Consider the following 16,062-nt stretch of genomic DNA (forward strand, 5'->3'; position numbering starts at 1 on the left):
TGTTCATTAGCTAATTTTGAAAAAAGTGTTTGAAAAGAACTTCAACCGCTGAAGCAACCGTTTTTTCTCCTGCCATCACTTCATTTTCTAATTTAGGAAGTTCATTTACAATTCCAGGATGATGAAAAAATTGAAAATGAAGTTGGTCTGTTATCATTGAGTAAAGCCATTCCCTTGATTGCGCTTTCCGCCTATCATCAAAAACTCCTGATGCCTTCCCGTTCTTTTTGAAGGTGCAAATCGTCCCCCAAAGATCACTAATCCCTTCCATTGTAAGAGAAGAGCAACTATACGCTTTTGATTGCCAACCCTTTGTTGCGGGCTGTAAAAAGTGAAGGATGCGGTTATATTCACTTTTGGTTCTTAGCGCGTTCTCCTTATTTGTACCATCTGCTTTATGCACAATAATTGCATCCGCTAGTTCAATAATTCCTTTTTTCATTCCCTGCAATTCATCGCCTGCACCTGTTAAGACAAGGAGCATGAAAAAATCAACCATGCCCCTAATAATCACTTCACTCTGGCCCACCCCAACCGTTTCAATCAAAATTACATTGTAACCAGCAGCCTCACATATTAGCATTGATTCCCTTGTTTTACGGTGAACTCCCCCAAGTTTTCCACCGGATGGAGAGGGTCGAATAAACGCAAGAGGGCTTTTAGCTAATTGTTCCATCCGCGTTTTATCGCCAAGAATACTACCACCAGTAATACTTGAGCTTGGATCGATCGCAAGTACTGCAACTCGGAGACCAAGAGCGCATAAATACATTCCAAAGGTTTCAATAAACGTGCTTTTTCCTGCTCCTGGGACTCCCGTAATCCCAATACGAATTGATTGCCCTGTATGTGGTAACAGTCTTTGAAGGAGAGACTGCGCTTTTTGAAAATGCTGTTCTGAGTTACTCTCAGTAAGTGTAATAGCACGGGCAAGAAAGCTCCTTTCTCCTGCTAGAACCCCTTCATATAATTCGTTAATTGTAGGTCCAGCTGTTATTCGTTTCTGAAACCGAATGTTTTTTACAAATGCTTGTGAGTTCTCTTGCGCCGTTCCCTTACGGATCACGCTTAAACAAAGATCAGGATTGTTCGGGTCACTCCATTCCGGTTTATTTTCCAAATCCATTACTGTCCCACTTCCTCATATCCTAGTTGCCGATAGATTTCTCTGATTACTTTTTGGGCAGCGACTGGAATAATAGTTCCCGGTCCAAAAATAGCCGTTGCACCGTTATTATATAGGTATGAATAATCCTGGGCAGGAATAACACCACCAACCACTACTAGAATATCTTCTCGCCCAAGTTTTTTTAATGATTCTACTAACTGTGGTAAAAGAGTTCTATGCCCAGCCGCGAGCGAGCTCATTCCTATCACATGAACATCATTTTCAACAGCTTGTTGTGCTGTTTCTTCAGGCGTTTGGAATAAAGGTCCCATATCCACATCAAAGCCAAGGTCAGCAAATGCTGTGGCAATTACCTTTGCACCACGGTCATGGCCGTCCTGTCCCATTTTTGCAATAAGAATTCGTGGTCTTCTACCCTCATTCACCAAAAATTCATCCGTCATTTTTTGAACTTCTAAAATCTCTACCTCATTGGAAAAAGCCTTACTATAAACACCGCTTATAGAACGGATAACTGCCTTATGCCTGTTCGCAACTTTTTCAATTGCATCAGACATTTCACCAAGAGTTGCTCTTACTCTAGCCGCTTGAACTGCTAACTCAAGTAAATTTTTCTCTCCAGTTTCGGCAGCTCTTGTTAAAGCCTGTAATGCCTCCTCCACCTTCAGATCATCACGACCCTCTTTTAACTTGTTTAACTTCTCAATCTGCTTTAAACGCACTGCTGTATTATCGATATCCAAAATATCAATCGGTTCTTCCTTTTCAAGACGGTAACGATTCACACCAATAATTATTTCTTTTCCAGAATCGATTTGTGCTTGTCTTCGTGCTGCAGCCTCTTCAATTCTCATTTTTGGCAACCCAGTTTCAATTGCTTTTGCCATTCCACCGAGACTCTCAATTTCTTCAATATGCTGCCAAGCTCTGTTAATAAGCTGATCAGTTAAAGCTTCAACATAATAAGAGCCAGCCCAAGGATCAATAACTTTTGTTATACTTGTTTCTTCCTGCAAAAATAATTGTGTATTCCGAGCAATTCTCGCAGAAAAGTCTGTTGGCAATGCGATTGCTTCGTCTAGTGCATTTGTATGCAGGGATTGTGTATGCCCCATTACCGCCGCATGTGCTTCAATCAAAGTCCTGATGACATTATTAAAAGGATCTTGCTCAGTTAGGCTCCAACCGGATGTCTGGGTATGGGTCCTTAACGCCATTGATTTGGAATTCCCCGGCTCAAACGATTTCATCATTTTTGCCCAAATAAATCGCCCTGCACGCATTTTAGCTACTTCCATAAAATAATTCATCCCAACAGCCCAGAAAAATGACAACCTAGGGGCAAATGAATCAATCTCAATTCCAGCCTTAAGACCTGTCCGAACATATTCCAGTCCATCAGCAAGTGTATAAGCCAACTCAATATCTGCAGGAGCCCCTGCTTCTTGCATGTGGTAACCAGAAATACTGATACTATTAAATTTCGGCATATACTTAGAAGTATATTCAAAAATATCAGCAATAATTTTCATGGACATCTCAGGCGGATAGATGTACGTGTTGCGCACCATGTATTCTTTTAAAATATCATTTTGAATCGTTCCAGAAAGCTTGTCCTGACTTACACCCTGCTCTTCTGCTGTTACAATAAAAAAGGCAAGAATCGGCAACACTGCACCGTTCATTGTCATCGATACGGACATTTGATCTAACGGAATTCCGTCAAAAAGTGTCTTCATATCAAGAATCGAGTCAATCGCAACACCAGCTTTGCCAACATCACCAACTACTCGAGGGTGATCCGAATCATATCCCCTATGCGTTGCTAAATCAAAGGCCACAGATAATCCCTTTTGTCCCATTGCCAAATTCCTTCGATAAAAGGCGTTACTTTCCTCTGCTGTAGAAAACCCAGCATATTGTCTTACAGTCCATGGGCGATTGACATACATCGTTGGATATGGGCCCCTTGTATAGGGCGGTAGACCTGGCATATCATTTAGATGCTTACTATCCTCAAGGTCTTCCTTCGTATATAAGGGCTTTAATCTTATTTGCTCGTTTGTCTCGAATAATAACTCATCAATAGAAGTTTGAATTTCTGCTTCAGCTTTTTCCTTCCATTGTTCATTTGTCATAGAATCATTTTGGTCAAAAAGAGAGATTTCTTGAAAATTAGGCTTCATATAGTGTCAACTCCATTTCGGAAAGCATGGATTCAAGTGTTTCGCAACAATTACTCTTTACATGAATAAACGACTTAATTCCTTCTGACACCCATTTGGATTGATCCTCTTCTTTAGGCAATCCAGCTAAATAAACTATACGATCAGGAAATTCAGCTTTTATTAATTGAAGGATTTCTAACCCTATATTTTCATATTCCTCATTGCTGCCACAAAGACAGAAATGTTTTGAATTACATTCCTTAACAAACTCTGTTACTGATTCTGTGGAAAAGATCGGGCCACTTTCTAGGCCATTTACTCCACCAGCAGCCAAGAATCCTCGAATAAAATCTGCCCTTGGTTTGTATTGTTTTAAATTTCCTAAGCAAATTAAACCGATAAATGGTCGTACACCATCATGCCGCTTAATTCTATCGGCCCTCATCCTTAAATCTTCATACGGTTGAGATAATCTTATTTGTGGAATTGTCTCTATTGTTATTTTTTCACTTAGATCATCTGAAGAAAATTGCCCGTTAATGGATTTTTCGCACTCTGGGATATTTTCAGTTAAATTAGCATATACATTTGTTCCAACAATGCTTACTTTTCTTGTAGAAATATCATGATGTCGTTTTTTATTAACAGTGGATATCTCTTTTTGAAGCCAATTAGATTTTAGGGCTTCAAGCATCCCACCATTTGCTTCAATTTTTTTAAAAAGTTCCCAGGATTTTTCTGCTAATTCTCTCGTTAATTCTTCGATATACCATGAACCCCCCGCAGGATCGATGACTTTTTGTAGGAGCACTTCTTCTTGTAAAATTAGTTGCGTGTTTTGTGCAATTCTCTCAGAAGAATAAGTTGATCCTGTCATTTGATCAAATGGTGTTACATGTAAGTATTGAATACCACCAATTACTGCGGCAAACGCCTCGTTACCAGCACGAAGGAGATTCACATTCTGATCGGAAACAGATTTTGTAAAAATAGAAGTTTCTGCGGCAATCTTCATTCCACGATCTACCATTTTGGCACCATATACTTCCGTTATTTTATTCCAAATAATTCGTGCTGCACGTAGTTTTGCAATCTCCATGAAAAAATTTGACCCAATTGAAAATTTGAAAATTATTTTTGATAATGCTACTTCTTGATCTATACCTTTTTCAAGTAGCTGTTGAAGATAAAGCACTCCAGTGGCAGCCGCAATTCCAAGCTCCTGAACAGCATTCGCCCCACCATTATGATATACAGATGTATTGACTAGGATGGTCTGTAGATTAGGAAGTTTTTCGGATGAATTTTTAATTATTTCGGACCATTCAGCAAAAAACTGTTCTTGGTTTTTTGGAATAAATCCCTCAACAACAAAAGTAGCTAGCGGATCTGAGGCGATATAGCCTGTTACTTTTCTACTATCTTCTCTACTTAAATCTGTTATAGTCGATAGTGCCTCTGCAAACATACCATTTGCATCAATTGCAAATGGTATGTTTGCACTGATTTCTTTTATAAAACGTAACAATCTCGGCTCCGTTTCAACTAGAGACTTATTTAATTCAAACGAAAGGGCTGTCAGGCCCCGGTCAATAGCTGCCTCAAGCTTTTGAATTAATTCTAAAGGTGTTTTATACGAAATAGATTGAGCTATCTTCCATTTCTCGCCAATATAACCTAACGGATTCTTGCCCCTTCTAAAATCAGAACCCCCAGGATAATCCGAAGCAAGTTTTTCATCCACGCGGCAATAAAGCGGTTTCAATGTAATGTTTTCATATGTAGAGGTTTGTAACGATTGAATTGACTTTCCTTTTAATGATTCTTCCGCTTTTTCTTTCCATTCAAATTCTGATCTTAGCGGAAATGATTGATTCCTCATAATTTCCCTCCCCTATTTTTTTCAGGAATTATACTAAAATTCAAACATTTCTGTTCAATCTTATTTTAGGTTACAAAACCATATATATCTACAATTTTTGTTTATATCTAAACAAAAATTGTCTAGTTTTCCCAAAATTCCGTATGCCTCCGACAGAAGGCAGATTTTTTTTAAAAGAAAACTTGCCGATAGTTTAGCCCCTAAGGGCAATGATTAGGCGTGTTGCCCTTATGCGCTAGCAGAATTTATGGCTATAAGTTCTGCTTAGCAAAAAAATAGCCGCTGTCAGTTTAGACAGCGGTTATTTTTATTTAATAAATCGAAGTTGTCGATTTTGATGTATTCTCAAGAATTTCTTTTATACGTTGTAAGAATCTACCGCAAACGAGTCCATCCAATACACGATGATCAAGTGACATACAAAGATTGACCATATCACGAATCGCAATCATTCCATTGTCCATTACAACAGGACGTTTGACAATCGATTCTACTTGAAGGATTGCCGCCTGTGGATAATTAATAATTCCCATCGATTGAACTGAACCGAATGAGCCAGTATTGTTTACAGTAAATGTTCCACCCTGCATATCATCTGATTTAAGTTTGCCAGTGCGAACCTTTACAGCAAGCTCAGAAATTTCACGGGCAATGCCTTTAATTGTTTTTTCATCAGCATTCTTAATTACTGGAACATAAAGAGCATCCTCTGTTGCGACAGCAATCGAAATATTAATATCCTTCTTTTGAATGATCTTTTCACCTGCCCACATGGAATTAACCTGTGGAAATTCTTTAAGAGCTTGGGCTACTGCTTTAACAAAGAAAGCAAAGAATGTTAAATTGAATCCTTCTTTTTTCTTAAATTCATTTTTCAAGGTGTTCCGGTATTCAACAAGATTGGTTGCATCTACTTCCATCATTGTCCAAGCATGTGGTGCTTCATGCTTGCTGCGAAGCATATTCGCTGCAATGGCTTTACGGATTCCAGTTACCGGTATTTCGATATCACCAGTCATAACTGGAATTGTAGGAGCTGCTACAACAGCTTGTTTTGGTACCATTACTTCCTGTACTGCCTCCTGCTTTACAGCTGGTTGCACCACTGCTTGTTTAGGTGCTTCTACTTTGCCGCTTGCAGTCGGAATATTTCCTGATTCAATTATTTTCAAAAGATCCTTTCTCGTAATCCGGCCACCTGTCCCCGTGCCTTGTACTTGAGAAAGGTCAATACCATTTTCCTGTGAAATTTTTAAAACTGCCGGTGAGTAGCGAGCTTTGTTTCCTTGCTCGACTGGCGCAACTGCTACATCATTAACTGCAGTATTCTTTATTTCTTCAGCTGCAGATTCCTCTACATTTGCCCCTTCAATCTCAATCGTACAAATGATTTCACCGATTGCAAATGTATCACCTTCTCCGGCAATAAGTTCTTTAATCACACCTGTAAATGAAGAAGGAACTTCAGCATTTACTTTATCTGTCATAACCTCAGCAAGTGGGTCATATTTATTTACCTTGTCCCCTACTGAAACAAGCCATTTGCTAATCGTACCCTCTGTAACACTTTCCCCTAACTGAGGCATCTTAATTTGTTCAACTGCCAATGGTTAAACCTCCTTATTTCATTTTCTAATCAAAATGTATCTGAAAATAGACGGAGCCTCGCATAAGCAAATCAGTTTGCTTATCCAATAGAGGTGAAGATGAACTTCACGCACACCGCCATATTATGTTGGCTTAGCTAATTAAAAAGACAATTCCATGGTGAATAGTGAGCAGTTTTTAAAATTCTGCAAGCTCACGCATTGCTTTTTCAACTTTTTCAGGATTAACCATAAAGAATTTCTCCATTGTAGGAGCATATGGCATTGCAGGAATATCAGGTCCTGCAAGTCGTTTAACAGGAGCATCCAAATCAAACAAACAGTTTTCCGCGATAATTGCGGCAACTTCACCCATGATACTACCTTCTTTTGTATCTTCTGTAACAAGTAAAACCTTACCTGTTTTCGAAGCAGCCTCAATAATAGCTTCTTTATCAAGTGGGTAGACTGTTCTAAGGTCGAGAATATGTGCAGATATTCCATCCTTAGCTAACTTTTCAGCTGCTTGAAGAGCAAAATGGACACATAAACCATATGTAATTACGGTTATGTCTTCTCCTACCCGTTTTACATCAGCTTTTCCAATTGGTAACGTATAATCTTCGGTTGGAACTTCTCCTTTAATTAAACGGTATGCACGCTTATGTTCAAAGAAAAGAACAGGGTCGTTATCACGAATCGCTGCTTTAAGAAGTCCTTTTACATCGTAAGGGGTTGAAGGCATTACAATCTTTAAGCCAGGCTGATTAGCAAATACAGCTTCAACTGATTGAGAATGATAGAGAGCTCCATGTACTCCGCCACCATAAGGTGCACGAATAACAATCGGACAGTTCCAATCATTATTGGAACGAAAGCGGATTTTAGCAGCTTCTGAAATAATTTGGTTTACCGCAGGCATAATGAAATCTGCAAATTGCATTTCAGCAATAGGGCGCATTCCATACATGGCAGCCCCAATTCCTACACCTGCAATAGCTGATTCAGCAAGCGGAGCATCAAGAACACGCGCTTCTCCAAACTGTTCATACAAACCATGAGTGGCCTTAAAAACTCCACCTTTTCGTCCAACATCTTCACCAAGTACAAAAACCTTTGGATCTCTTTCCATTTCCTCACGAATGGCCATTGTTACTGCGTCAATATAAGAAATTACTGGCATGTTGTTTCCCCCTGACAATCCCCATATACATATTTCAGCGCATCTTCTGGTGCAGCATATGGAGCATTTTCAGCATAATCGGTTGCTTCATTTACCAGATTCATGATGCGATCATTCATTTCCTTTTCCAATTCGTCTGTCATAACGCCTGTTTCTTTTAAATAGGCACTAAACGTGATAATTGGATCCTGTGCTTTTGCTGCTGCCACTTCTTCCCGTCCACGATAGGAACGATCATCATCATCTGATGAATGTGGTGTTAAGCGATAGCAAACTGTTTCAATTAATGTGGCACCTTCACCACGACGTCCTCGATCTGCTGCTTCCTTGACTACTTTATACACTTCCAATGGATCATTTCCATTGACGGTATAACCTGGCATCCCGTATCCAATTGCCCTGTCCGAAACCTTTTCACAACCAAGTTGTTTTTCCATAGGAATGGAAATAGCATACTTGTTGTTTTCGCACATGAAAATTACCGGAAGTTTATGAACACCTGCAAAGTTAGCCCCTTCATGAAAATCGCCCTGATTTGATGATCCTTCACCAAATGTAACAAATGTAACAAGATCATGTCCTTCCATTTTTCCTGCAAGTGCAATCCCTACAGCATGTGGTACTTGCGTTGTTACAGGAGAAGAACCTGTTACAATGCGGTTTTTCTTCTGACCAAAGTGACCTGGCATTTGCCGTCCACCTGAATTGGGATCTTCTGCTTTTGCAAATCCGGAAAGCATGAGCTCTTTTGGTGTCATGCCAAATGTTAAAACAACACCCATATCTCGGTAGTATGGAAGTACATAATCTTTTTCTTTATCAAGTGCAAAAGCAGCCCCTACCTGTGCCGCTTCTTGCCCTTGACAAGAAATTACGAAGGGAATTTTCCCTGCACGATTTAATAACCACATCCGCTCATCAATACGGCGGGCCAAAAGCATTGTTTCATACATTTCCAATACTTTCTCATCTGTTAATCCTAATGCTTCATGACGCTTTTTAGTCATTTATTTCTTACCTCCCAATTGTTCGCTTTAAACTTAAGAATGTATTGCCTTTCCCTCAACTGCAAGTGCAGCTTCTCCAATTGCTTCTGACAATGTTGGATGTGGATGAATGGTATGAGCGATTTCCCAAGGTGTTGCATCCAAAACCATAGCTAGTCCTGCTTCTGAAATCATGTCTGTCACATGTGGACCGATCATATGCACCCCAAGAATATCATCGGTTTCTTCGTTGGCAATAATTTTAACAAAACCATCTGATTCTCCGAAAACTAATGCCTTTCCGATTGCCCGGAAAGAAAACTTCCCAACTTTTACTTTAAAGCCTCTTTCTTTCGCTTGATCTTCGGTGATCCCGACACTTGATACCTCAGGGTTACTGTATATGCATTTAGAGACTAAGTTGTAATCCATTGGTTCCGGAGTTTGTCCAAAGATATGTTCAACTGCATTGATTCCTTCATGTGATGCAACATGTGCAAGCTGCAGGCCACCGATTACATCCCCAATTGCATAAATATGTGATTCTTTAGTTTGAAAGAATTCATTTGTAACGATTGAACCTTTTTCTAATTGGATATCTGTATTTTCTATTCCAATTCCTTCAACATTTGCCTGACGGCCAACAGAAACAAGTAGCATTTCTGCATTAAATGTTTTTTGAGCGCCTTTAATTTCTGCCGAAATAGTGACCCCTTCACCTTTTACAAGAGTTTCTGAAAGTACCTTTGCTCCTGTAATTAGTTTTACACCTTTTTTCTTCATTAAACGTTGCATTTCTTTTGAGATTTCCTTATCTTCTGTTGGAATAATACGATCAGCATACTCTATCACTGTTACATCTACTCCAAAGTCAGAAAGCAGGGAAGCCCATTCAATACCAATAACTCCGCCACCAACAATAATGATTGAAGATGGTAAAGACTCTAATCCTAAGGCTTCATCAGATGTAATGACATATTTCCCATCAATTTCAAGGCCTGGAAGTGTACGTGGTCTTGAACCAGTAGCTACGATAACGTTTTTCGGAATAAGCATCTCATTTTCTGTACCGTTATTCATTTCAACAGAGATTGTGCCAGGCATTGGCGAAAAAATAGATGGTCCTAAAATTCGGCCGATTCCTTCATATACGTCAATTTTCCCTTGTTTCATTAAATGTTGTACTCCTTTATGAAGAGTATCAACAATTTTATTTTTGCGTTCTTGAACTTTTACAAAATTGACCGTTACATCACTAGTATTGATTCCAAATTCTTCACTTCGCTTTGCTGTAGAATAAACTTCAGCACTTCGGAGTAGTGCCTTACTTGGAATACAACCTTTATGCAAGCATGTTCCACCTAACTTTCCCTTCTCAACAATCGCCGTTTTCAAGCCAAGCTGAGAGGCTCGGATCGCAGCAACGTAACCGCCCGTTCCGCCGCCAAGAATAACTAAATCATATTCTTCTGCCATAAATATTTCTCCCCCATACTTTAAATAATTGTAGTATCAGAATGTCCTGGATATATTTTAACCTCTTCTTCGTTTCTTAACACTCTTAATGCTCCTTCGGCAAGTGCTTGTAGCTCATTTTCACCAGGTTGGACAATTACATCTGCAATCCAATTAATCCTATCAGTGATTGATTTCACAAAACTTTTGCCGTAAGCAAGACCACCGGTTAAAATAATGGCATCTACTTTTCCTGATAAAACAGTACTTGCTGAACCAATTTCTTTTGCGACTTGGTATGCCATTGCCTCATATACCAATTCTGCCGCTTCATTCCCATTTTCAATCATTTTTTCAACCTGTATTGCATCATTCGTTCCAAGATACCCAACAAGACCACCTTGTCCGACTAGTTTCTTCATAATTTCTTCCCGATAAAACTCACCTGAATAGCAAAGTGTTATTAGATCACCTGCAGGAACTGTACCAGCACGTTCTGGACTAAAAGGCCCATCACCATGAAGACCATTATTGACATCTATTACTTTACCTTGTTTATGGACTCCTACTGTTATTCCCCCACCCATATGAGTCACGATCAAATTTAAATCCTTATAATTTTTCCCTAATTCTTTTGCTACCCTTCTAGCAACTGCTTTTTGGTTTAATGCATGGAATATGCTTTTTCTTTCAATTAAGGAAAAACCAGAAATCCTTGCAATCGGATCGAGTTCATCAACGACAACTGGATCTACAATGAACGCCGGGATATTTAAACCTGAAGCAATTTCATACGCTATAATACCTCCAAGGTTGGATGCGTGTTGCCCAGAAAATCCAGTTCTTAAATCCGTAAGCATCACATCATTTACACTATAGGTTCCGCCTTCGATTGGACGAAGTAAACCACCTCGGCCACAAACTGCATCTAGCTTAGAAATATTTATTCCCTCTGTATCAAGTATTTCTAGTATGTTCTTTTTCCGATATTCATATTGATCAATGATATTATCAAATGTATTGATCTTGTTTGCATCATGGCGAAGCGTTTTTTCTAATATAGATATTTCATTATCGTAAACCCCGATTTTGGTGGAAGTCGAACCTGGGTTGATAATAAGGATCCGATATTCTTTCTCTTGCAATGTATTGACCTCCAGAGGAAAAAATTTATGATGCATTTTAATGGCAAAGGCGCTGAATAACCTATTCAGCGCTCTACCTTACATATACAAGTGTATTTAAGATTAACGACGGCTTAAAATATGATGACCATTTTGTAAGAATTGACTACGTGAATTGCGCATTTTTTCAATTCGCTCTTCGGCCATACGATCAGCAGCTACATAAGTTGGAATGCTATCGCGTTTTGAAATTTCAATAACCTTTTCAATAGTATTATAAATTTGCTCTACTTTTTTCATAGCACGATCTTTATTATATCCATATAACTCATCTGCTACATTGATAACTCCACCAGCGTTGATTACATAGTCTGGTGCATAAACAATGCCCATCTGATGGATAAGATCACCGTGTGTAGTATCTTTTAATTGATTATTAGCTGATCCTGCAATTACTTTTGCTTTTAATTGAGGAATGGTCTCATCATTAATCGTTGCACCTAGTGCACATGGTGCATAAATGTCACATTCCACACCATAAATTTCATTAGGATCAACTGCTTTAGCACCGAAGGCTTCAACTGCACGTTGCACAGCTTCTTTATTAATATCTGTAACAATCAATTTTGCCCCTTCGTTGTGCAGGTATTCGCAAAGCGTGTAGGCAACATTACCAACACCTTGGACCGCAACCACTTTACCTTCTAATGAGTCTGTGCCAAATGCTTCTTTTGCAGCAGCTTTCATACCAACGTAACAACCATATGCAGTTACAGGTGAAGGATTACCTGATGATCCAAATGCTGGGGAAATACCTGTTACAAAACTAGTTTCTTCATGAATTAAATCCATGTCTGCAACAGTTGTACCTACATCCTCTGCTGTGATATAGCGGCCATTTAGGCCTTGTACATAGCGTCCAAATGCACGGAAAAGTTCCTCACTCTTATCTTTACGAGGATCGCCAATGATAACGGTTTTACCACCACCAAGGTTTAAGCCAGCTGCTGCATTCTTATATGTCATTCCTTTTGCTAAGCGAAGAGCATCTTCAATGGCAGCTTCCTCTGAAGCATATGTCCACATACGAGTTCCGCCTAGTGCAGGTCCTAATGTCGTGTCGTGAATTGCAATAATAGCCTTTAATCCTGATTGCTTATCTTGACAGAATACCACTTGCTCATAATCATATTTTTCTAAGTACTTGAAAATTTCCATTTAAATTCCTCCTCTAAATTGAAAAATCTATTTACTAACAGAGCATAATGCAAGCGCAAGAGAATATAGTTTGCTTTCTGCTGTATCTGCTCTGGATGTTAATACAATCGGAGCTCTAGCCCCAGAAATAATAGCACCCACCTTTGCCTTCGCAAAGTAGACTAATGATTTATATAAAGCATTTCCAACCTCAATAGTCGGGACTAAAATAATATCAGCTTTTCCTGCTACTTCACTGTGAATTCCTTTGTGTTCAGCTGCAAAAGTTGAAATAGCATTATCTAATCCTAACGGACCATCAATGATACAGCCAGTAATTTGTCCCCGTTTATTCATCATTGTGAGTGTTGCAGCATCTATCGTGGTCTGCATGGACGGATTGATTACTTCGACTGCAGCAATTGGAGCAACTTTTGGTTTGTCAATTCCAATTGAATGAGCAATTGCAACGGCATTTTTTGTAATTTGAACTTTTTGCACTAAATCTGGAGCAATATTCATTCCTGCATCTGTAATGATAATAAAATGATCAACACCAGGAATTTCAAAAACAGCAATGTGTGAAAGAACACTACCAGTTCTAAGCCCATAATCTTTATTTAAAACCGCTTTTAAGACCACATTTGTCGGGATATTTCCCTTCATTAAAACATCTGCATCTTTATTTTTCACCGCTTTAACCGCAAGTTCAGCTGCCATTTCCTTTGAATCGACATGCACAATTTGCAGATAATCACTTTCATTATTTGTAGCGTTTTTTTCGTTTAAAATCTGTTGTATTCTTTCCTTATCACCGAATAAAATAAATTTAGCTAATTTACAGCTTACAGCTTCAGTAACAGCTTCGATAACTTCTGCATCCTCAGCTGCAGCTACAGCTACGGTTTTAAGGCCTTTTTGGGTTGCTCTGTCTATTAGTGCTTCAAGTAACAACTTGTTTTCAACCCTTTCTATCTAATTATCAACTTCCAATAATATATAATGCAATAATCGTGCCAACACGAAATCATTGTAAACGCTTTATTTGCTTCATAGTGAATGCGCAATAAATTGCACTATATGAAATTTATTGCGTGCTATTAATTTCAAGATTGAGTTTTTCAAGTTTATAATACAAATTCCTTACAGACAATCCAAGGGTTTTCGCTGTAAGTGTTTTATTACCATTTAAGCGATTGAGAGTTTGTTGGATAATTTTCCCTTCAAATTGTTCAAGCATTTCTGATAAAGATTTTCCCTGTGGCTGTATTTCAATTCCTGACGGAGTTAATTCTCTATTGTTTTTTACATTTTTTAACTCCGGAAGGTGTTGAATGTCAATTGCGGTTTCATAGTAATTCATAAAAATAATAGCTCTGCCTAAAATATTTTCCAGTTCCCTTACATTTCCCGGCCAATCATATTCCATCAATTGAATCATAGCTGCTTCTGTGACACTTTCAACATTACGACCATAATCTCTATTAATTTTTTGAATGAGCCTCTCACATAATATAGGAATTTCTTCTTTTCTATTTCTTAATGGAGGGATATGGATAGGCATCCGATTTAAACGATAATATAAGTCTTCCCTAAATGACCCATTTGCAATTCCCTTTTCAAGATTAACATTTGTTGCAGTAATAACTCTTACATTAATCGGCACAGGTTTTGTCCCGCCGACACGGAGAACTTCACGTTCCTGAAGTACTCGTAAAAATTTCGCTTGGGTATTTGCTGATAGTTCACCTATTTCATCGAGGAAAATACTTCCGTTATTAGCCTCTTCAAACAATCCAGTTTTCCCACCTCTTCGTGCACCGGAAAATGCTCCTTCTTCATATCCGAATAATTCACTTTCCAATAACGTTTCAGAAATGGCTGCACAATTGACTCGAATGAATTTATTGTATTTCCGATCGCTTTCATTATGTATTGCATGGGCAAATAATTCTTTACCAGTACCAGACTCACCTCGGAGTAATACAGTAGCCGGTGTTTTTGCCCCCAACTTTGCTTGCTCAATCGCAAGTACCATTTCTTCAGACGTTCCAATAATATCAAGAAAGGTATATTTTGCTTCAAGTGTCCTAATTATTTGCCTGGCCCGATTTAATTCCCTACTTAACGATTTTATTTCTGACATGTCATGAATAACACCAACACTACCCTTTAATATTCCCTTAACTATGATCGGGGCAACATTAACGATTACTTCCCTTTCAATCGGACCTACTCTCATTGCTACTCCACGAACGGCTCTTCTTGTTTGAAGGACTTTCATATGCATACTTTCGCCTTCAGAGATGTCTGCAGTAGCTGGCTTTCCAATAACCTGTTCTTGGGTAAGCCCTGTAATCCGAGTATATGCAGGATTAATTAGGATTCCTTGTCCACTCTCATTTACAACTGAAATGGCATCATCACTAGATTGAATGATTGCCTGTAGCATTGTTTGTATTTCCTTCATGTCTGTGATTTCTTCCGCAAGGTTTACTACTTCTGTTATATCTTTAAAAACAGCAAAAGCCCCAATTAGTGTTCCATTTTCCTCAATAATAGGAATACGAGTTGTAATAATTTTTCGCCCATTTTCCAATAACATTTCCTGGTTTGTCTCAATTCTTCTTGTTTCAAGAATATGGGGAAGGCGACTATCATTAATCACTTTTGAAACATGCTTGCCAACAGCTACCTCTTTTGTAACATCCATCATTTCTTCTGCTCTTCGGTTAAATAGAATGATCATTCCATTTTGATCTATAACAACCATTCCATCGTTTATCGAATTAAAGATGAGGTCATGTTGATAAGATTCATTTTGATGCTTTTTGATTAGCTCTTCCTTTTCTTCCATAAGTCTCGAAATAAGGTATGCCACGCTTCCTGGAATCAACACAGTGTTTTTATTTTTTATATTTCGCAATTCTTGAAAGACTGAATCATCACCGGTTACTTCGATCACAATATCAATATTCTCTAAAAGGATAGGAAGCCAATTTGTGCTGGTTTTAATTCCTTCTTTTTGGGCTAGTAATATCCCAGGAGCATCGCGATGTCGGTCAATTACTGCTTCAACATTTAGCATATCTGTTTCTAATAAAATTTTTAAGATTGCTGTTCCGCCTTTTCCAGCTCCAACAATCATTACATTTTGCATTTACTTGCCCCTCCATCTCCATCAATCCTATTTTTTAGAAAATAATTTCATATGACCTATTTAGTAACATGCAAGTTTTTTCATTATTAATTTTTTATTTTTTATTTTATCTCTATTTACCCTCCTTGACAAATTTTATCTATATACTATTATTTTCGTGAGAGAGGTGTTTCTCGAATAATGTTCATTGGA

The 16,062-nt window shown here is 38.4% G+C and carries 11 protein-coding genes; all 11 read right to left on the reverse strand.

The window, feature by feature from the left end:
• Positions 1-10: 10 nt before the first annotated feature.
• Positions 11-1,126, reverse strand: coding sequence for a methylmalonyl Co-A mutase-associated GTPase MeaB (gene meaB, locus RCG20_RS04770; RefSeq protein WP_308183099.1), 1,116 nt, complete (start codon positions 1,124-1,126; stop codon positions 11-13).
• The gene (gene scpA / locus RCG20_RS04775; protein WP_374120528.1) at positions 1,126-3,267 is read right to left on the reverse strand and encodes a methylmalonyl-CoA mutase; all 2,142 of its coding nucleotides are present in this window, start codon (positions 3,265-3,267) and stop codon (positions 1,126-1,128) included. Before scpA ends, meaB begins: the two co-directional genes overlap by 1 nt.
• A gap of 37 nt (positions 3,268-3,304) precedes the next feature.
• Entirely contained in the window at positions 3,305-5,179 is a 1,875-nt protein-coding gene (locus RCG20_RS04780) for a methylmalonyl-CoA mutase subunit beta (protein WP_308183101.1), read from the reverse strand.
• 311 nt (positions 5,180-5,490) lie between these two features.
• Positions 5,491-6,786 (reverse strand): dihydrolipoamide acetyltransferase family protein, encoded by a 1,296-nt coding sequence (locus RCG20_RS04785; RefSeq protein WP_308183102.1) that lies wholly within the window; start codon positions 6,784-6,786, stop codon positions 5,491-5,493.
• Positions 6,787-6,964: 178 nt separating this feature from the next.
• Positions 6,965-7,948: an alpha-ketoacid dehydrogenase subunit beta gene (locus RCG20_RS04790; protein WP_308183103.1), complete on the reverse strand. Its 984-nt coding sequence runs from the start codon at positions 7,946-7,948 to the stop codon at positions 6,965-6,967.
• Positions 7,939-8,955: a thiamine pyrophosphate-dependent dehydrogenase E1 component subunit alpha gene (locus RCG20_RS04795; RefSeq protein ID WP_308183104.1), complete on the reverse strand. Its 1,017-nt coding sequence runs from the start codon at positions 8,953-8,955 to the stop codon at positions 7,939-7,941. The genes RCG20_RS04790 and RCG20_RS04795 overlap by 10 nt, the downstream gene beginning before the upstream one ends.
• Positions 8,956-8,988: 33 nt before the next feature.
• Entirely contained in the window at positions 8,989-10,410 is a 1,422-nt protein-coding gene (gene lpdA, locus RCG20_RS04800) for a dihydrolipoyl dehydrogenase (protein WP_308183106.1), read from the reverse strand.
• 20 nt (positions 10,411-10,430) lie between these two features.
• Entirely contained in the window at positions 10,431-11,534 is a 1,104-nt protein-coding gene (gene buk / locus RCG20_RS04805; protein WP_308183107.1) for a butyrate kinase, read from the reverse strand.
• A 102-nt stretch (positions 11,535-11,636) separates the two neighbouring features.
• Positions 11,637-12,731 (reverse strand): branched-chain amino acid dehydrogenase, encoded by a 1,095-nt coding sequence (bcd, locus tag RCG20_RS04810; protein ID WP_308183108.1) that lies wholly within the window; start codon positions 12,729-12,731, stop codon positions 11,637-11,639.
• Positions 12,732-12,758: 27 nt separating this feature from the next.
• Positions 12,759-13,664 carry a phosphate butyryltransferase gene (yqiS, locus tag RCG20_RS04815; RefSeq protein WP_308183109.1) on the reverse strand — a complete coding sequence of 302 codons (906 nt, stop codon included), beginning with the start codon at positions 13,662-13,664 and terminating at the stop codon, positions 12,759-12,761.
• 133 nt (positions 13,665-13,797) lie between these two features.
• Complete coding sequence (locus tag RCG20_RS04820) at positions 13,798-15,870, reverse strand: sigma-54-dependent Fis family transcriptional regulator (RefSeq protein ID WP_308183110.1); 2,073 nt, start codon at positions 15,868-15,870, stop codon at positions 13,798-13,800.
• Positions 15,871-16,062 lie beyond the last annotated feature (192 nt).

Origin of the sequence: Neobacillus sp. PS3-40 (genome assembly GCF_030915485.1) — a bacterium.
Classification (GTDB): Bacteria; Bacillota; Bacilli; order Bacillales; family Cytobacillaceae; genus JAUZPL01.